Source organism: Variovorax sp. Varisp53 (assembly GCF_059491555.1).
Map to the genome: position 1 here is coordinate 2,814,864 of NZ_CP168512.1, position 17,908 is coordinate 2,832,771.

20 protein-coding genes are annotated in these 17,908 nt (G+C 66.4%); 10 read left to right on the plus strand and 10 right to left on the minus strand.

What is annotated here, in order from left to right; all coding sequences use genetic code 11:
* Positions 1–101: 101 nt before the first annotated feature.
* The 3 genes from ACEOAB_RS13165 to ACEOAB_RS13175 form a co-directional block, all read right to left on the minus strand.
* Complete coding sequence (locus ACEOAB_RS13165) at positions 102–575, minus strand: GNAT family N-acetyltransferase (RefSeq protein ID WP_413747506.1); 474 nt, start codon at positions 573–575, stop codon at positions 102–104.
* Positions 576–685: 110 nt separating this feature from the next.
* Positions 686–1,240, minus strand: a complete 555-nt coding sequence (locus ACEOAB_RS13170) for a hypothetical protein (protein ID WP_056599035.1) — start codon at positions 1,238–1,240, stop codon at positions 686–688.
* Positions 1,237–1,908, minus strand: coding sequence for a peptidoglycan recognition protein family protein (locus ACEOAB_RS13175; protein ID WP_413747507.1), 672 nt, complete (start codon positions 1,906–1,908; stop codon positions 1,237–1,239). The genes ACEOAB_RS13170 and ACEOAB_RS13175 overlap by 4 nt, the downstream gene beginning before the upstream one ends.
* 258 nt (positions 1,909–2,166) lie before the next feature.
* Here ACEOAB_RS13175 and ACEOAB_RS13180 point away from each other — a divergent pair, with 258 nt between their 5' ends.
* The 3 genes from ACEOAB_RS13180 to ACEOAB_RS13190 are packed head-to-tail and all read left to right on the plus strand — an operon-like array spanning position 2,167 to position 5,448.
* Positions 2,167–3,195: an aldo/keto reductase gene (locus ACEOAB_RS13180; RefSeq protein WP_413747508.1), complete on the plus strand. Its 1,029-nt coding sequence runs from the start codon at positions 2,167–2,169 to the stop codon at positions 3,193–3,195.
* A gap of 18 nt (positions 3,196–3,213) precedes the next feature.
* On the plus strand, positions 3,214–4,386 hold the full coding sequence (locus ACEOAB_RS13185; protein WP_413747509.1) for an NAD(P)/FAD-dependent oxidoreductase: 1,173 nt from the start codon (positions 3,214–3,216) through the stop codon (positions 4,384–4,386).
* A 48-nt stretch (positions 4,387–4,434) separates the two neighbouring features.
* Positions 4,435–5,448: a class I fructose-bisphosphate aldolase gene (locus tag ACEOAB_RS13190; RefSeq protein WP_413747510.1), complete on the plus strand. Its 1,014-nt coding sequence runs from the start codon at positions 4,435–4,437 to the stop codon at positions 5,446–5,448.
* 6 nt (positions 5,449–5,454) lie between these two features.
* On the opposite strand, the gene msrA is transcribed toward ACEOAB_RS13190, so the two are convergent.
* The 4 genes from msrA to ACEOAB_RS13210 form a co-directional block, all read right to left on the minus strand.
* On the minus strand, positions 5,455–6,156 hold the full coding sequence (msrA, locus tag ACEOAB_RS13195) for a peptide-methionine (S)-S-oxide reductase MsrA (protein WP_413747511.1): 702 nt from the start codon (positions 6,154–6,156) through the stop codon (positions 5,455–5,457).
* A gap of 95 nt (positions 6,157–6,251) precedes the next feature.
* Complete coding sequence (locus ACEOAB_RS13200; protein ID WP_413747512.1) at positions 6,252–6,518, minus strand: pentapeptide MXKDX repeat protein; 267 nt, start codon at positions 6,516–6,518, stop codon at positions 6,252–6,254.
* Between the two features lie 105 nt (positions 6,519–6,623).
* On the minus strand, positions 6,624–7,415 hold the full coding sequence (locus tag ACEOAB_RS13205; RefSeq protein WP_413747513.1) for a molybdopterin-binding protein: 792 nt from the start codon (positions 7,413–7,415) through the stop codon (positions 6,624–6,626).
* Positions 7,412–8,062, minus strand: coding sequence for a cytochrome b/b6 domain-containing protein (locus ACEOAB_RS13210; protein ID WP_413747514.1), 651 nt, complete (start codon positions 8,060–8,062; stop codon positions 7,412–7,414). Before ACEOAB_RS13210 ends, ACEOAB_RS13205 begins: the two co-directional genes overlap by 4 nt.
* 97 nt (positions 8,063–8,159) lie before the next feature.
* Here ACEOAB_RS13210 and ACEOAB_RS13215 point away from each other — a divergent pair, with 97 nt between their 5' ends.
* Together ACEOAB_RS13215 and ACEOAB_RS13220 are read left to right on the plus strand one after the other, a co-directional pair.
* Positions 8,160–8,885, plus strand: a complete 726-nt coding sequence (locus ACEOAB_RS13215) for a response regulator transcription factor (RefSeq protein WP_413747515.1) — start codon at positions 8,160–8,162, stop codon at positions 8,883–8,885.
* Positions 8,882–10,372 (plus strand): sensor histidine kinase, encoded by a 1,491-nt coding sequence (locus tag ACEOAB_RS13220; protein WP_413747516.1) that lies wholly within the window; start codon positions 8,882–8,884, stop codon positions 10,370–10,372. Before ACEOAB_RS13215 ends, ACEOAB_RS13220 begins: the two co-directional genes overlap by 4 nt.
* 34 nt (positions 10,373–10,406) lie before the next feature.
* Here ACEOAB_RS13220 and ACEOAB_RS13225 read toward each other — a convergent pair whose 3' ends face one another.
* The 3 genes from ACEOAB_RS13225 to ACEOAB_RS13235 all read right to left on the minus strand — a co-directional run bounded on the left by ACEOAB_RS13225 (position 10,407) and on the right by ACEOAB_RS13235 (position 13,563).
* Entirely contained in the window at positions 10,407–11,306 is a 900-nt protein-coding gene (locus tag ACEOAB_RS13225; protein WP_235508113.1) for a transglutaminase family protein, read from the minus strand.
* 123 nt (positions 11,307–11,429) lie between these two features.
* Positions 11,430–13,271, minus strand: coding sequence for a bifunctional tRNA (5-methylaminomethyl-2-thiouridine)(34)-methyltransferase MnmC2/FAD-dependent 5-carboxymethylaminomethyl-2-thiouridine(34) oxidoreductase MnmC1 (gene mnmC, locus ACEOAB_RS13230; RefSeq protein WP_495653774.1), 1,842 nt, complete (start codon positions 13,269–13,271; stop codon positions 11,430–11,432).
* Between the two features lie 16 nt (positions 13,272–13,287).
* Complete coding sequence (locus ACEOAB_RS13235; protein ID WP_007829266.1) at positions 13,288–13,563, minus strand: oxidative damage protection protein; 276 nt, start codon at positions 13,561–13,563, stop codon at positions 13,288–13,290.
* Positions 13,564–13,710: 147 nt separating this feature from the next.
* On the opposite strand from ACEOAB_RS13235, the gene ACEOAB_RS13240 reads away from it, so the two are divergent.
* From ACEOAB_RS13240 to ssuD, 5 genes are all read left to right on the plus strand, one after another.
* Complete coding sequence (locus ACEOAB_RS13240; protein WP_413747517.1) at positions 13,711–14,763, plus strand: sulfate ABC transporter substrate-binding protein; 1,053 nt, start codon at positions 13,711–13,713, stop codon at positions 14,761–14,763.
* 131 nt (positions 14,764–14,894) lie between these two features.
* A complete protein-coding gene (ssuE, locus tag ACEOAB_RS13245; RefSeq protein WP_413747518.1) occupies positions 14,895–15,479 on the plus strand; it encodes an NADPH-dependent FMN reductase in 585 nt (194 codons plus the stop codon).
* Between the two features lie 125 nt (positions 15,480–15,604).
* Positions 15,605–15,742, plus strand: coding sequence for a hypothetical protein (locus ACEOAB_RS13250; RefSeq protein ID WP_007829260.1), 138 nt, complete (start codon positions 15,605–15,607; stop codon positions 15,740–15,742).
* A 28-nt stretch (positions 15,743–15,770) separates the two neighbouring features.
* Positions 15,771–16,733, plus strand: coding sequence for a sulfonate ABC transporter substrate-binding protein (locus ACEOAB_RS13255; protein ID WP_413747519.1), 963 nt, complete (start codon positions 15,771–15,773; stop codon positions 16,731–16,733).
* Positions 16,733–17,902, plus strand: coding sequence for an FMNH2-dependent alkanesulfonate monooxygenase (gene ssuD / locus ACEOAB_RS13260; protein WP_413747520.1), 1,170 nt, complete (start codon positions 16,733–16,735; stop codon positions 17,900–17,902). The genes ACEOAB_RS13255 and ssuD overlap by 1 nt, the downstream gene beginning before the upstream one ends.
* Positions 17,903–17,908: the final 6 nt, after the last annotated feature.

The window sequence follows — 17,908 nt, forward strand, 5'->3', positions numbered from 1 at the left end:
CTGAAGAACAGAGGACGACCCTCTGTGGTTACGTCGGATGAGCCCGCTGCGATTCGACATGCCCGAGGACTAGGAAAAACCCTGGGTCAACGCCTCACGCCTCAATCGATGAACCGTGCGCCACGATTCGTCGTCTTTTGCATGAACACGCTCAACGGATCGTCGGGATAGTCGCCGAAGCGCTCGCGCCGCGCATACCCCGCGCGCGCATAGAACGCGAGCGCCTCTGGCTGGCTCACGCCCGTCTCCAGCCGGAACAGGGTGCAATTGCGCGCCGCGGCTTCGCCTTCGAGAAAGCTCAGCATCTTCGCCGCAACGCCTTGCCCGCGGTTTTGCTGGCGCACATACATGCGCTTGAGTTCGCCGTAGCCGGGGTTCACGACGAGAGCGCCGCAGCCGATGGCCATGCCCGCCTCGTCGCGCGCCACCGCGAACAGCACGTGCGTCGCCGACAGTGCCGCAATGTCGATGCCATGGTGGCTCTCGGGCGGATACAGCGGCTTCTGGTACGCATCAAGATCGTCGATGAGCTGGATGACGTCGGGCTGGTTGGGGCGCTCGAGGGCAATGTTCATGCGGAGGATTTCGTTGGGTCGCCGGATCTTATGGTGTCCCTGAGGCCAAAAGGAAAACCCCGCCGCAGCGGGGTGGGAGAGTCGTTGCCCTGGCAGGCGCGTCAGGGCCGTTAGCGACTGTCCCGGAACCACTTCAGCCGGCGCTCCACCTCGTCAGGCGGAAACTTCCCTTCAGCCGCCAGTTTCCTCAGCGCTCGCTCGTGCGCTCGATACAGCGCGTCCTTCAGGAGTGCCATCTTGCGTTTGCCGCAAGGAGCGCAATCGTAGAAGCCCGGTGGACTCGCCGTGAGCTTCATCTTGGCGTCATACTCTTGGGTGCTGATCCGCCCCGTGGGCTCAATGCCCATGGCGAGGATTTTCCCGTTCTGGAAGGTAACGAGTGCGCTCCCATGACACCCCGTGGTGTCGGTGTTTTCGGGGTCGTAGGCCTTCCATGAAACCCTGCGCATGTGCTGCAAGGCATAGCGGACATCCTCTTCTGTCAACACGACGTCGTCGCAGTCCAGGATATCCTTGTTTTCCCAGGCAGTTCGGCCTGAAGGTTCTATGACCTTCACTTTCTGCACATATGCGAGGCGATAGCGCCTGTCGGCTGCCTGCGCCGGACATGCGACGGCGGCCAAGATCAGCGCCGCCACGGTCACAAAAATGTGGGTCTTGTTCATGGCGTTGGTACGGGCAGATTCCAGTTCGCGCCCCGGGCTTCCGTTGGATTCTTTCTGCTGACTGCGGGATGAGGAAAGACTTCACTCGAAGAAATCTGCACGGAATCTTCAAGCGCCTTGACAAGCCACGAGAGAGATAGATTTTGAGCCGCAGTCGGGGTATCGAATATGCCGTACTCACCTCGTTGTTTTTCGAGCGGCCACTTTGCTGCTTCACCGATTGGCTTGAACCCTACCGGCAGCCTTGCCCTGCCGACCAATTCAATTCCGACGGCCTCCATGTTGCTCGGATAACGATCGCTGGGCGGCTTGCGCATTTCAATGCGATGCATTCCTTCCACTCCCGCCTTCGCATAGTCGCGCAGGGCGCACGGCATTGCGGCCCCTACGGCCAAGCATCTCGCCTTCAGCGGCCCCACATGATTCGTACGCTGATAAATCCCCGCCGTCTGATAGATAGTCCCATCCGTATCGATGAGAAAGTGCGCGCCATTCGCCTTCGGCCGCTTGTAGCTGTTCAGTGAAGATGCCGATGTGTCGGCATCGGTTTGATGAACGACGATGCCGGTGATCGCACCGGTCCGCCTGCCTCTTTCGATTTCGGGGCTGCGAGCACTTCTGACTCGCGCGTGATTGATCATTCCGTTCGCGTCAATTTCGACAAGCATGCGGGTCCTCCTGAAAATAATTATTTAGTTATCGATTCCCACGAAGGCGTGTCTTCCCATCAATTCACGGCCCAGATCACGGCTTCGCGGCGCATGCTACAGCAGGGAATTCAGTGACGGTTGTCAACTTATTCCGATCGATTTCCACAAAGTCCACCGGCCTGCAGGGTTCACTGCTTCGTCCAAGAATGGCGCGACGACATGCCGGTCGGCTTGTCGGTTTTCTCCCTGAATCCGCAAACACGAAGGAGTACCACTTTGGAATACCGTCACCTGGGCAAATCGGGCCTCAAGGTCCCCGTGTTGAGCTTTGGCACCGGCACCTTCGGGGGCAAGGGCGAGTTATTCAGCGCATGGGGGAGCACCGACGTGGCCGAGGCGCGCAAGTTGATCGACATCTGCATCGACGCTGGCGTCAACATGTTCGACAGCGCCGACGTCTACTCGGGCGGCGCCGCTGAATCGGTGCTCGGCGAGGCGATCAAGGGCCGGCCGCGTGACCGGCTGCTGATCTCGACCAAGGCCACCTTCCGCAGCGGCGAGGGACCGAACGACGTCGGCTCGTCGCGCCACCATCTCGTGCAGGCCGTCGATGGCGCGCTCAAGCGCCTCGGCACGGACTACATCGACCTCTACCAGATGCACGGCTTCGACGCGAGCACGCCGGTGGAAGAAACGCTTTCGACGCTCGACGACCTCGTGCGCGCGGGCAAGCTGCGCTACATCGGCGTGTCGAACTTCTCGGGCTGGCACCTGATGAAATCGCTGGCCACTTCAGAGCGCTACGGCCTCGCGCGCTACGTCGCGAACCAGGCCTACTACTCGCTGGTCGGCCGCGACTACGAATGGGAGCTGATGCCGCTTGCGCAAGACCAGGGCGTGGGCGCCGTGGTGTGGAGCCCGCTCGGATGGGGTCGGCTCACGGGCAAGATCCGGCGCGGCCAGCCGCTGCCCGCCAAAAGCCGCCTGCACGCGACAGCGGACATGGGCCCGCCGGTGCCGGACGAACTGCTTTACCGCGTGGTCGAGGCGTTGGAAAAGGTTGGCGCCGAGGTGGGCAAGACCGTGCCGCAGGTTGCGCTGAACTGGCTGCTGCAGCGCCCGACGGTGTCGAGCGTGGTGGTGGGCGCGCGCGACGAGGCGCAGTTGCGCCAGAACCTCGGCGCCGTGGGCTGGAACCTCACACCCGCGCAGGTCGCGGAACTCGACGCGGCCAGCGCGACGACGCGGGCTTATCCGTACTGGCATCAGCAGGGCTTTCTTGAGCGCAATCCGAACCCGGTCTAGGCCGGCATGAGGCCCAGCATGCGTCGTGTGGTGATCATTGGAGGTGGAGCGATCGGGTCAGCCATCGCCTATTTCCTGACCCGAAGCCCCGAGGAAGAGCCCTTCGAGGTCACGGTGGTCGAGCGCGATTTCTCGTACAGGCAGGCCTCTTCGGCGTTGTCGGCCAGTTCGATCCGCCAGCAGTTTTCCACCGCCATCAACATCGAGATGTCGCTCTACGGCATCGACTTTTTCCGCACGCTCGGCGAGACCCTGCGTGTGGGCGATGACGTGCCCGACATCGGCCTGGTCGAGCCCGGCTACCTGTACCTGGCCTCGCCGGCCGGTGTCGACGTGCTGCGCGAGAACCATGCGATGCAGAAGGCGCACGCGGTGGACGTGGCGCTGATGACGCCCGGCGAACTGAAGGCGCGCTTTCCGTGGATCTCGACCGAGGGCGTTGCGCTCGCGTCGCTGGGCCTCTCGGGCGAGGGCTGGTACGACGGCTACAGCCTGCTGCAGGCCTTTCGCAAGAAGGCCGCCTCGCAAAGCGCGCGTTATGTGCAGGCCCATGCAACGGGTTTGCGCCGCAACGGCCGCGCCGTGACGGGCGTGCAGCTGGACAGCGGCGAGACCCTGGAAGCAGACGTTGTCGTCAACGCCGCAGGCGCATGGGCCGCCCAGGTCGCCGGATGGGCCGGCATCGATCTTCCGGTGCGCGGCCGCCGCCGCAGCGTGTTCAGCTTCTCGTGCCCCGAGACATTGCCGGGTTGTCCGCTGGTGATCGACACCTCCGGCATCTGGCTGCGCCCCGAAGGCCGCCAGTTCATCTGCGGCTTCGCGCCGCCCGAAGACCAGGACCACGACGACGTTCCGCTCGACGTCGAGTACGAGGCCTTCGACAGCTTCATCTGGCCGTCATTGGCCGAGCGCGTGCCGGCCTTCGAGGCCATTCGCATGACCGGCGCGTGGGCCGGCTACTACGAGATGAACGTGTTCGACCACAACGCCATCCTCGGCCTGCACCCGGACTGCGACAACCTGTACTTCGCCAATGGCTTCTCGGGCCATGGGCTGCAGCAGTGCCCGGCCGCAGGGCGCGGCATTGCGGAACTGATCCGCTTCGGCGAGTACCGCAGCCTCGATCTATCGCCGGTGTCTTTCGCGCGCATCCTGGAGAACCGGCCGCTGCTGGAGAAGAACGTGATCTAGGCGCAGCCTGGGGGGAGGGCGTACGATCTTCCGCAAAAGAGGTGCCCCATGACCGCACAGACGCTGATCGACACCGCCCGCGCCCTCGTCGCCGGCGACAAGGGCCTGCTCGCAATGGACGAGAGCAACGCCACCTGCAACAAGCGCTTTGCCACGCTCGGCATCCCGCAAACCGAGGCGGCGCGGCGCGAATGGCGCGAACTGATCGTCACCGCGCCGGGCCTGGCCGACAGCATCAGCGGCGCGATCCTGTTCGACGAGACGATCCGCCAGCAGACCCATGCGGGTGTGCCCTTTGCGAAGGCGCTGTCCGACGCTGGCATCGTCCCCGGCATCAAGGTCGACACGGGTGCAAAGCCGCTGGCCGGACATCCGGGCGAAACCGTGACCGAAGGGCTCGACGGCCTGCGCGAGCGCCTCGCCGAATACGCTGGCATGGGCGCGCGCTTTGCCAAATGGCGCGGCGTGATCGCCATCGGCGATGGGTTACCGACGCGCGCATGCATCGACGTCAACGCGCATGCCCTGGCACGCTATGCGGCGCTGTGCCAGGAGGCCGGACTGGTACCCATCGTCGAACCGGAGGTGCTGATGGACGGCGGCCATTCCTTGGCGCAATGCGCCGAGGTGACCGAAGAGGTGCTGAACCGGACCTTCGCCGCGTTGCGCGCGCAGGGCGTGTTGCTCGAAGGCATGCTGCTGAAGCCGAACATGGTGCTGCCCGGACTGAAGGCGCCCACCCAGGATTCCGTCGAAGCGGTGGCCGAGGCCACGGTCGCCTGCCTGCTGCGCACCGTGCCCGCCGCCGTGCCCGGCGTGGCGTTTCTCTCGGGCGGCCAGCCGGCGCAGTTGGCTTCCGCCCGCCTCAATGAAATGAACGCCCGGTTCAGGCCGCGTGTGCCGTGGGCGCTGGCCTTCTCTTTCTCCCGTGCGGTGCAGCAGCCCGCGCTCGACGCATGGAAGGGCGATGCCGCCAACGCAGCTGCTGCACAGCAGGCGCTGGTGCTTCGCACCCGATCCAACCAGGCCGCGCGCCGCGGGGCACTGGCCACAACGCCTTGATCGGCCTTAGCCGGCCTTGGCCGCTTTCACCAGCGAAGGCGTAGCCTTGTAGCTCTCGGGGAACAGCTTCTTCAGCTCGTCGATCTTCGGCATGTCGTTGATCGCGATGTAGGGCTGGCTCGGGTGCAGCGTCAGGTAGTCCTGGTGGTAGTCCTCGGCCGCGTAGAAGGGCTTGGCCATCTCGACGGTGGTGGCCAGCGGCTTGCCGAAGGTCTTGGCCTGGTTCAGCTGCGCGATGTAGGCGCTGGCAATGCGGGCCTGCTCGGCGTTCTCGGCGAACACGGTGGAGCGGTATTGCGTGCCGGTGTCGGGACCCTGCCGGTTGAGTTCGGTCGGGTCGTGCGCCACCGAGAAGTAGATCTGCAGCAGCTTGCCGTAGCTGACCTGCTGCGGGTCGTAGGTGATGCGCACCGATTCGGCATGGCCGGTGCGCCCCGAGCCGACCTCGTCGTAGCGCGCCGTCTTCGCGTCGCCACCGGCATAGCCCGACACCGCATTGCTCACGCCCTTGACGCGCTGGAACACGCCCTGCACGCCCCAGAAGCAGCCACCGGCGAACACGGCGGTTTCGGTCTTGGCGGCCGGCGGTGCCACGAGGTCGGCCGTGGGCGCGGGCACGCGGCGGGCGGTTTCGGCGAACGAGGGCACCGCGTACCAGACCAGGGCGGCGGCCGCCAGCGTGCCGGCAGTGAGTGCAAGGGATTTCATGAGGGTTCCTTGAGAGAGATTTCAGTGGCTGGGAAACCGGCCGACGCGACATTGACGCCGAATCTGCCGGGCGTCAATGGCGGTTGCGACGGCGCTTACTTCTTCATCTCGTCCTTGTCCATGCTGTCCTTTTTCATGGCGTCCTTCTTCATCGAGTCTTTCTTCATGCCGTCCTTGGCCATCGAATCCTTGGCCATCGAGTCTTTCTTCATGCCGTCCTTCGACATGGAGTCCTTCGTCATCGCGTCTTTCTTCATGCCGTCCTTGGCCATGCCGTCTTTCACCATTTCGTCCGCGGCGAAGGCCGAGGCGCCGGCGAAGGCCATGCAGGTTGCGAGCAGGGTTGCGGTGAGCTTGTTCATTTGGAATTTTCCTAGTGGTTGATGAAGTTTCGTTTTCAGGATCGGCTCGGTTCAGTGAACACGGCCTCGCGCTTTCTTCGGCAGTCGAGCGGCTTCAGCAGCCCCTCAGCTCCCTCCGAACCAGTTGTAGCCCTGGTCTTCCCAGTAGCCGCCGGAATAGGTGTTGGTGACGAACATCGCCTTGATGTGCTTCGGGTTCTTGTAGCCAAGCTTGGTCGGCATGCGCAGCTTCATCGGAAAGCCGTACTTGGGCGGCAGGGGCTGTCCGTCGTAGGTCAGCGTCAGCAAGGTCTGCGGATGCAGCGCGGTGGGCATGTCGATGCTGGTGTAGTAGTCGTCGGCGCACTTGAAGCCGACGTACTTGGCAGTGGTGTCGGCGCCGATGTGGCGCAGGAAGTCGGCAAAGCGCACGCCGCCCCATTTGCCGATGGCGCTCCAGCCTTCCACGCAGATGTGACGGGTGATCTGGTCTTGCTGCGGCATGGCGCGCAGCTCGGCAAGCGTCCAGGCGTGCCTGTCGGCGACCATGCCTGTCACTTCGAGCTTGTAGCTGGCCTCGTCCACCTCGCGCACCTCGTCCTCGCCGTAGTAGGCGTTGAAGGGGAAGGGGCGCGTGATCTCTGCCTCCGAGTAGGTCGGCGCAAGCTGCGTCGGGCTGAAGATCAGGCCCTGCACCTTGTCGTTGAAGCGCGAGATCTTCGTGAGCGCGGCTTCCACCTGCGTGTTGTCGCTGATGCTGCAACCGGTGAGCAGCGAGAGGCCGCCGAGCGTCAGCGAGCGCTGCAGGAAGGCGCGGCGCGAGGGCTGGTCGAGCTGCTTCGCGATCAGCGTGCGGGCTTCGCGCAGCACGGCGTCGCCGTCGATGCCGCTCAGGGTGGGGGCTTTGAAGATTTTCATCGGGCTTTGGGCGCGCGGCCGCGGATCATGGTGAGCAGGGTTCGGGGCACCAGGGCGACCATCACGAGGTGCACGGCGACGAAGGCGACGATGGCCGCCATCGCGAAGAAATGGATGCGGCGCGCAAACTCGTAGCCACCCATCAGTTCGCGCAGCACGGGGAATTGCACCGACTTCCACAGCACCAGGCCCGACAGCACGATCACGATCAGGTCGAGCATCACGAACAGGTAGGCCAGCTTCTGCACGCTGTTGTAGTGGCGAGGGTCGGCATGCGAGAGCTGGCCTTTCAGTGCGGCCAGCGCGTCGTGCCAGACGCCGCGGGGCGTCACGGGAAAGAACTTGCGCGCCAGCCGTCCGCTGGCGATGTTGATAGCGAGGTACACGAGGCCGTTGAACACCAGCAGCCACATCGCCGCGAAGTGCCACTGCAGCGCACCGCCGAGCCAGCCGCCGAGCGTGATGACGGTCGGAATGGTGAACGGGAAGAACGGCGACGCGTCGTAGATGCGCCAGCCGCTCGTCGCCAGGATCAGCACGGCCAGCGCGTTGAGCCAGTGCGTGATGCGCATCCACAGCGGATGGATCGGGCGGCGATCGGACGCCGCGGCCGGGTCGGCAGGAGGGGCGATGGCTGAGCTGTTCATGGGGTGGATTGTTGGGCGCACCCCATGGCCGATTCATCACGCAAAGTTCAATTAATCGTGATAACTCCAGAACCCGGATGGCGGGACAATCGAGGCCATGGACACCCCCAAACGCGTGCTGATCGTCGAGGACGACGCCCACATCGCCGAACTCCTGCGCATGCACCTGCGCGACGAAGGTTATGCGGTCGAGCACGCCGCCGACGGCCATGCCGGCCTGCGCGAGCTGGAGCGCGGCAGCTGGGACGCGCTGGTGCTCGACCTGATGCTGCCCGGCATCGACGGCCTCGAAATCTGCCGCCGTGCCCGCGCCATGACACGTTACACACCGATCATCATCATCAGCGCGCGGTCGAGCGAGGTGCACCGCATCCTCGGGCTGGAACTGGGCGCCGACGACTACCTGGCCAAGCCTTTCTCGGTGCTGGAGCTGGTGGCCCGTGTGAAGGCGCTGCTGCGGCGCACCGATGCGCTGGCGCGCAACGCACGCATGGAGTCCGGCAGCCTCACGCTCGGCAACCTCGGCATCGAGCCGCTGGCGCGCGAGGTGCGCGTGGACGGCAGGCTCATCGAGCTCACGCCGCGCGAGTTCGACCTGCTGTACTTCTTCGCGCGCAACCCGGGCAAGGTGTTCTCGCGGCTCGACCTGCTCAACCAGGTCTGGGGCTACCAGCACGATGGCTACGAGCACACGGTGAACACGCACATCAACCGGCTGCGCACCAAGGTGGAGGCCGACCCGGCAGAGCCACGGCGCATCCTCACGGTGTGGGGACGCGGCTACAAGTTGTCGGCCACCGGAAGCGGGGAGGACGTGGCGTGATCGCCTGGGCCACCCTGTCGCGGCGGCTGTCGGCCGTGTTCGCGGTGCTGCTGCTGGTGTGCTGCGGCGCCTCGGTGTGGCTGCAGGTGCGCTCCAACGGCATGCACGAGCAGGAGGTCGTCCAGCGCCTGTCGACCGGGCTGGCGGCGCACATCGCGGAAAACTCCGAGCTGATGAAGCCGGGCGGCCTCGACCAGGAAGCGGTAAAGGACCTGTTCGACAAGCTGATGGCCGTCAACCCGAGCGTGGAGGTCTACCTGCTGGGGCTCGACGGCCGCATCGAGGCGCAGGCCGCACCGCCCGGGCACCTGAAGCGCTACAGGGTCGCGCTGGGGCCGATCCGCAAGCTGCTATCGGGCGCGCCACTGCCGATTGCGGGCGACGACCCGCGCAGCCTCACAGCCTCCAAGGTATTCAGCGCCGCGCCGCTGCGCATGGGCGGGCGCGATGCGGGCTACGTCTACGTGGTGCTGCAGGGCGAGGACCACGACGCGCTGGTCGCCAACGTGGGCGCCGACAACGTGCTGCGCACCACGCTCTGGTCGATGGGGCTGGTGGCGCTGCTCGGACTGCTCGCGGGCCTCGCGGCCTTTCGCCTCATCACGCGGCCGTTGCGCGAGCTGACGGCGGCGGTGAAGCGCTTCGAGACCGAGGGCATCGCTTCACTCGAAAGCGAAGCGCCCACGCTGGAGCGCCTCTCCCACGGCACAGACGAAATCGCCCAGCTGGGCCAGGCCTTCACGCAGATGACGCGCCGCATCGCCGAGCAATGGCGCGAGCTCACGCTGCAGGACCAGCAGCGCCGCGAGCTGTTCGCCAACATCTCGCACGACCTGCGCACGCCGCTCACGTCGCTGCACGGCTACCTCGAGACGCTGCTGCTCAAGGCCGGCACGCTCAGTGAAGAAGAGCGTCGGCGCTACCTGGAGATCGCGCTCGGCCAGAGCCGCAAGGTCGGCCGGCTCGCGCAAGAGGTGTTTGAGCTGGCCCGGCTCGAGTACGGCGTGGTCAAGCCCGAGAAAGAGAACTTCGCGCTGGCCGACCTCGTGCAGGACGTGTTCCAGAAGTTCGAGCTGGCGGCCGAAGCGCGCCATCAACGCCTCGAGCCCGACATCGCACCGGGCCTGCCGGTAGTGTCGGCCGACCTCGGAATGATCGAGCGCGTGCTGACCAACCTGCTGGACAACGCCATCCGCCACACGCCCGAGGGCGGCGAGATCGTGGTGCAGCTGCGGGCGGAGAACGCGGGCGTGACGGTGCAGGTGAGCGATACGGGGCCGGGCATTCCGGGCGAAATGCAGAAGGCCCTGTTCATGCGACCGGTGTTCATGAGCGGTTCGCGCACAGACAGCGCCAGCAGCGGCGGGCTGGGCCTCGTGATCGTGAAGCGAATCCTGCAGCTGCACGGCAGCGACATCCGGCTGGTGCAGCAGCCCGACAAGGGCGCGGTGTTCCGGTTCCAGCTGGGCGGTGCGGCGGGGGGCTGAGGCCCCAGCGCCGGCGGCCCCCGGCGATGCCCGTTCAGTTCTTGCGGCGCGTGACGACCACCGTCGCTTCGAGGCCCTCATAGGCCTCGGCATCGCCATACCAACTGCCCGAGATCGGCGCCGCCTGCGCCGGGTCGCGCGTAACGCCCACGCGGATCAGTTGACCGCTGCCCATCAGGTTGTTGGTCGGGTCGAAGGCCAGCCAGCCGATGCCCGGCAGGTAGGCCTGCAGCCAGGCATGCGTGGTGCCGGCGCCGGTCATCGATTCGCCCTGGACCTGCGCGGCGTTGTCGAGCGCGGCGTCATAGATGTAGCCCGAGACGAAACGCGTCGCGATGCCCAGGCGCCGCGCGGCTTCCATCATCAGCAGCGCGTAGTCGCGGCAACTGCCGCTGCCGAGCGCCAGCGTGACGAGCGGCGTTTGCGTGCCTTCTTCGTCGCGCGCCTTGTATTCGAGGCTCTGGCCGATGTGCGCGTTCATGCGTGCGAGCACCTCGCGCGTGCTGTTGGGCTTGTCGGTGTGCAGGAACTGGTGGGCCCAGCGGATCAGCGTGCCCTGGGCGTCGTCGTCGTGGTGCGGGCGCAGGTAGTGCTCGAGGTCGAGGCGCTCCTGCACCGAGTAGGCAAAGGGCAGGAATTCGGCGGCCGGGTCGAGCGCCAGCTGGTCCTGCTGCGCCGGCACCTGCTCGATGGTGAACGAGCAGACGATGCGCAGCTCGGTCGCTTCGCCCATCGGCTGCACCAGCGCCACGGAGTTGGAGTGCGGATCTTGAATGAGCCGGGTGAAGGCCTGCGGGCTCACCTGCAGGTCGGTGGCCAGCACGCGCAGGTCGTGGCTGTCGCGCGGGCGGAACATCACACGGTGCTGGCCGAAGGTGACCGGCTTCTTGTAGCGGTAGACGGTGGTGTGCTTGATGTCGTACTGGATGGCCATGCGCCGCATTCTCACGCGTTCGCGTGGCAAAGCGGTGATTGCGTGGGCGGATGCCACAAAATCGGCGCCCCTATGGGGACAGCCGGATCGACCACCGCTGGCAGTTTCGGGGCAGGGCGCTGGCTAGAGCCGCTGCGTTCCCAGCGCCTTGGCCAGCGTGGCCGGCAGGGGCAGCGGCTCGGCATGCCACTGCGCAGCCAGCAGTTCGGCGCACAGCGCAGCGAAGCTCAGGCCGCGCGAACCCAATGCGGTGCAGGCCCAGAGGCCCGGTGCTTCCGCGTCGATCGGGCCGACCAACGGGCGCCGGTCGCCCGAAGCGCAGCGGATGCCAACCCAGCTATGGATTTTGCCGTGCGCGAACGATGGAGCCAGCGCAGCGGCCGACGCCGGGTGCAGCCGCGCAAGGCGCTCGCGGTTGGCGTCGCTGTCGGCCGCGATCGGGGCGAGGTCCGTGCTGTCGCGGTCGAAGGTCGCGCCGGCCAGCCAGATCGGGGAGCCTTCGGCATCGGGCACGCGTGCGATGAGATGGCCGTCGCCGTTGAGGGGTGTGGCGGGCAATTCGATGTCGTCGGGTATGTGGCCCCAGGCGACTTGGCCGCGCACCGGCTGCAGCGGCAGCTTGGGGGCGAAGCGGCCCGATTCGAAGCCGGCGCAGATGACCACGCGGTCGGCGTCTGTCAGCAACTCACCGGCCGGGTCGAACAACTGCCAGCCGTTCGCATGGTGCTCCAGGCGTGCCACCTGGCATCCGCCGCGAAACTCGACGCCCGGCTGGCGCAGCCATGCGGCGATCAGCCTGTGCGGCCGCACCCAGGCGGCGCGTGCGTGCCAGAGGGCGGGCACATCGACCGGCAGGCCAACCGCCGCCAACTGCGCCCCATTCGCGGGCCACGATTCGTTGGGCCCGTCGTCGCTCCAGCCGGGCGGGACGCGCACATCGCCGTCGGGCCGGCGCTCCAGCACGCCGCTGGCGCGCCAGTCGCGGCCTTCTTCGAGCAGCCGCGTCAGCTCGATCCACGTGGCGCGGATGCCGGCACGCGTGAGGCGCGAGAGCAGGGCGTCGTCGGGCGACACGTGCGGCGCCAGCATGCCCACGGGCAGCCCCGAAGCGCCTGATGCGGGCCGCTCGGCGGCTTCCAGCACCGTGACCTGCCATCCACGCCGCGCCAGGCTGGCCGCCACGGCCGCGCCCGCGAGCCCGGCGCCAATGACGGCGCAATGGCCTGGCGCGCGAATTCGCTCGGGCGTGGGGCCGCGGCGGCGCACCGTCCAGGCGGGCGCGAACACGCCGTGCAGGCAATCGCGCTTGGGCGGCAGGCCCTGGCGCTTCTCGACCGTGAACCCGAACTGCACGAGCGCATCACGCACCGCCCGTGCGATGGTCCAGGTGGCGATGCGCGTGCCCTGCCGCGCAAAGCGCGATACGGCCTTGAGCGTGTCTTCCGACCACATTGCAGGGTTCTGCTGCGGGCTGAAGCCGTCCAGAAAGACGCTGTCGGCCTCGAAACGCTGGGCGCGCAGCATCGGCTGCACGTCGCCGATGCAGAGGGTGAGCAGCACGCGGCCCTCATCGAACGTCAGCCGGTGAAAGCCGGGCAGCAGCCCATGCCACTGCGCAGCCAGTTCGCCGGCGAGGGACGCCAGTTCGGGATACGCGCTGGCCGCGCGCAGCAGATCGTCGGGCGAAACCGGATGCGCCTCGACCGAGACGAAGTGCAGCATGCGCGGCCGCGCCGAATCCGAGCGCCACGCCTGCCAGGTTGTCAGGAAATTGAGGCCCAACCCGAAGCCGGTTTCGAGAATCAGCCATTGCGGCTGTCCGGCCCAGGCTTCGGGCAGGCCGCAGCCGCCCAGGAATACATGGCGCGATTGCGCCAGTGCCCCGGTTTCGGTGTGGTAGATGTCGTCGAAGCGTTCGCTGCGCGGCACGCCATCGGCGCGCCAGGCCACCGGTTCTGCGTTCACGACGCAGCGGCGGCGATCAGCTTCCGGAAGGGGGTACGTAGCCCTGGGCCACGTCGGCGCCTTCGCCGAAGAAGTGCTTTTCCATCTGCCGCGCCAGGTACTGGCGGGCGCGCAGGTCGGCCAGGTTCAGCCGGTTTTCATTGACCAGCATGGTCTGCTGCTTGAGCCAGGCGGCCCAGGCTTCCTTGCTGACGTTTTCCCACAGGCGCTTGCCCAGATCGCCTGGATAGGGCGGGAAGTCGAGCCCTTCGGCCTCTTTGCCGAGCTTGATGCACTGAACCATGCGTGCCATTTCGATTGCCTTTGAACGGGAAAAGTGGGGAAAGCGGTTGCTTAGTTGATTTGGCTATTTAGAACTGAAAACTTGGTTGTTCCAGTTTCTATATGTCGTATTGAGAATACGCAGCTTCATTGATATGCCTTTTTAGAACAAGACACCATGAGCCTTCGCCGCGACTTTATCAAGCTTTCCCTGGGTGCCGGTGTGGTCGGTGCCATGGCCCTGTCGGCGTTGCCGGCGTTCACGCAACAGGTTCCTGCCGCGGCGAAGGGCCCGGTGACGCTGCTGAACGTGTCGTACGACCCGACGCGCGAACTCTACGTGGACTACAACCAGGCTTTCGCCAAGTACTGGAAGGCCAAGACCGGCCAGGATGTGTCGGTCAAGCAGTCGCACGGTGGCTCGGGCAAGCAGGCGCGCTCGATCATCGACGGTATCGACGCCGACGTGGCCACGCTGGCGCTGGGCGGCGACATCGATGCCATCGTCAAGCATGGCGGCCTCGTCAACGCGGACTGGCAGAAGCGCCTGCCGCACAACTCGGCTCCCTATACCTCGACCATCGTGTTCCTGGTGAAGAAGGGCAACCCCAAGGGCCTGAAGGACTGGGACGACCTGGTCAAGCCCGGCGTGCAGGTGATCACCCCCAACCCCAAGACCTCGGGCGGCGCCCGCTGGAACTACCTGGCCGCGTGGGAGTTCGCCAAGCGCAAGTACGGCAGCGACGCCAAGGCCAAGGAATACATCGGCAGCCTGTTCAAGAACGTGCCTGTGCTCGACACCGGCGCGCGCGGCTCGACCATCACCTTCGTGCAGCGCGGCGTGGGCGACGTGCTGCTGGCCTGGGAAAACGAAGCCTTTCTGGCGCTGAAGGAGTTCGGCCCCGAGAAGTTCGAGATCGTCGTGCCGTCGATCTCCATCCTGGCCGAGCCCAGCGTGTCGGTGGTCGACAAGGTCGTCGACAAGAAGGGCACGCGCGCCGTGGCCGAGGAATACCTGAAGTACCTTTACTCCGACGAAGGCCAGGACATCGCCGGCCGCAACTTCTACCGCCCGACGTCGGACAAGGCGAAGGCCAAGTACGACAAGCAGTTTCCCAAGCTCACGCTGGTGACCATCGACCAGGCCTTCGGTGGCTGGGCGAAGGCCGACAAGGAGCATTTCGCTGACGGCGGCTCCTTCGACCAGATCTATACGACAAAACAAAAGTAACCCCCCAGGCTGCGCGCACTTCGTGTCGCTTCGCCCACCCCCTGCCGGGGGCGGGCCGGCCGCTTCGGGCGGCCGTGCGCGGCGGCCCTCGCGAATTCGCGCTTCTTTGCTCTGTACGAAAGTCTCCTCCCGTGTCCGTTCTTCTCATTGCTGGCAGCCCCTCGACCCCGTCCCGCTCGACCGCCTTGCTCGACGCGGTGGGCGAGCGCCTGGCCCGGCGCCATGCGCGGATCGAGCGGCTCGCCATCCGCGAGTTGCCGGCGCAGGCGCTGCTGCTGGCCGACTGGAACCATCCGGCCATCGTCAACGCGATTGCCAAGGTGGCCGAGGCCCGCGTGGTCGTGGTGGCCACGCCGGTCTACAAGGCGGCCTACAGTGGCGTGCTCAAGGTTTTTCTCGACCTGCTCTCGCAGAACGCGCTCAAGGGCAAGACGGTGCTGCCGCTGGCCACCGGCGGCAGCCCGCACCACATGCTCGCGCTTGACTACGCATTGCGGCCCGTGCTGCAGTCGCTGGCGGCGCGTCACATCCTGCCGGGCGTCTACGCCAGCGAATCGCAGATTGCGCTGACGCCCGAGAACGCCTACCAGGTGCACCCCGACCTGGCCGAACGGCTCAACGAGGCCACCGAGGTGCTGGCCACGGAAGGCCTGAAGCTGCCCGCGACCCACGGCTTCGAGCCGGTGCCGTTCTCCCGAGTGCGATGTAGCGTCTGAAAGCGCGGACTCGTCGCGAGTCCGGCTTCCTCGCTCTCATCCTCATTCCCGCTGTTCTGAAAACCGCCTGCGCGCGGTGCGGGACAGCCTTTGCCCGACGTTTTGCAACACCAAGGAATCTCCGCATGAACCCCGTTGCTACCGAAGACTCCGTGCTCGACACGACGCCGCGCTCCCTCTGGCACGCGCTGGGCGATCTCGCCGTGAGCGTCGTCGTCGTCAGCGCCATCGCGTTGATCGTGAGCTTCATTGCCGCCGCCTGAGCGCGGCGCATTCCACACAAGCCTTGCCATGACACAACAGATTTCTGCTCCCCGCCGCCGCCTGATCCAGGGCGCTGCCGCAGCCATCGCGCTGCCTTCCTCGTTCGCCGCACTGGCGCAGGCGCCCGCGCGCCAGTTCCGCATCGGCCACCAGAAGGGCTATCTCACGCTGCTCAAGGGCCGCGGCACGCTCGAGAAGCGCCTGGCACCGCTCGGCGTGAGCGTGAAGTGGACCGAGTTCACGGCCGGCCCCGTGCAGCTCGAAGCACTGAACGTCGGCTCGATCGACTTCGGCGACGTGGGCGAGGCGCCACCCATCTTCGCGCAGGCCGCCGGTGCGCCGCTGGCCTACGTGGGCGCGACGGTGCCGCGTCCGCGGGCCGAGGCGGTGCTGGTGCCCAAGGGCTCCGCCATCAAGACCGTGGCAGATCTGAAGGGCAGGAAGATCGTGCTCAACAAGGGCTCGAACGTTCATTACTTCATCGTCAAGCTGGCCGAAAAGCACGGCCTCGCATACGCGGACCTCAACCTGGTCTACCTGCCGCCGGCCGATGCGCGCGCCGCGTTCGAGAAGGGCTCGGTCGACGCATGGGTCATCTGGGACCCGTTCCTGGCCGCGGCCGAGAAGTCGCTCGACGCGCGCATCCTGGCCGACGCCACCGGCGTGGTCGGCAACCGTGCCTATTACTTCTCGTCGCTGGACTACGTGGCGAAGAACGCCGACGTGCTGGCCATCGCGATCGAGGAGCTCAACAAGGTCGACGCATGGGGCGCCGCCAACAAGGGCGAGCTGGCCAGTGAGCTGGCCGCGCTCTGGGGCCTGCCGAAGCCGGTAGCGGAACTGTCGGTGAACCGCTGGGCCTATGGCACGGCACCGATCACCAAGGCCATCCTGGCCGAGCAGCAGAAGATCGCCGACACCTTCTTCGCGCTGAAGCTGATCCCCAAAAAGATCAACGTGCTCGAAGCAGCCGGCGCGGGAGTCGCGTGATGCAGATCTTCTGGTTCCTCCCCACGCACGGCGACAGCCGCTACCTCGGCACGAGCGAAGGCGCGCGCCCCGTCGACCTGGCCTACCTTCAGCAGATCGCCGGCGCGGCCGACAACCTCGGCTACGAGGGCGTGCTGATCCCGACGGGCCGTTCGTGCGAAGACCCGTGGGTCATCGCATCCAGCCTGATCGGCTCGACGAAGAAGCTCAAGTTCCTGGTCGCGGTGCGCCCCGGCCTGCACCAGCCCAGCCTGGCCGCGCGCATGGCCGCGACCTTCGACCGGCTCTCGGGCGGGCGTGTGCTCGTGAACCTCGTGACCGGCGGCGACCAGGCCGAGCTCGAAGGCGATGGCGTCTACCTCGATCATGCGTCGCGCTACGAGCAGTCGGCCGAGTTCATCCGCATCTGGCGCGAGATTCTTGCGCGCAGCCACGGCGGGCTTGCCTTCGACTACGAAGGCAAGCACCTGAGCGTGAAGGGCGCGAAGCTGCTCTATCCGCCGGTGCAGAACCCTCATCCGCCGGTGTGGTTCGGCGGCTCGTCGGCCGCCGCGCACGAGCTTGCGGCCGAGCAGGTCGATGCCTATCTCACATGGGGCGAACCGCCCGCGGAGGTGGCCAGGAAGATCGCCGACGTGCGCAACCGCGCCGCGCGCAAAGGGCGGACGGTGGAGTTCGGCATTCGCCTGCATGTGATCGTGCGTGAGACCGAAGACGCCGCATGGAAGGCTGCCGAAGAGCTGATCAGCCGTGTCGACGACGAGACGGTCATTCGCGCCCAGGCCGCATTTGCGCGCATGGACTCCGAAGGCCAGCGCCGCATGGCTGCGCTGCATGCGGGCGGCGCCAGGCGCTCGCGTGCCGAACTGGAGATTTCTCCCAACCTCTGGGCCGGCGTGGGCCTCGTGCGCGGTGGCGCCGGCACCGCGCTGGTGGGCGACTCGAAGACCGTCGCGGCGCGCATCGAGGAGTACGCGGCGCTCGGCCTCGACAAGTTCATTCTCTCGGGCTACCCGCACCTCGAAGAGGCTTACCGCTTCGCCGAGCTGGTGTTCCCGCTGCTCTCGCGCAAGGCGAAGACGCAGCTGGCCGGCGGCTCGCTGAGCGGCCCGTTCGGCGAAGTCGTTGCCAATCTCGACGCGCCCTCGCGCCTCGCCTCCCAAAGTTAAGGACTC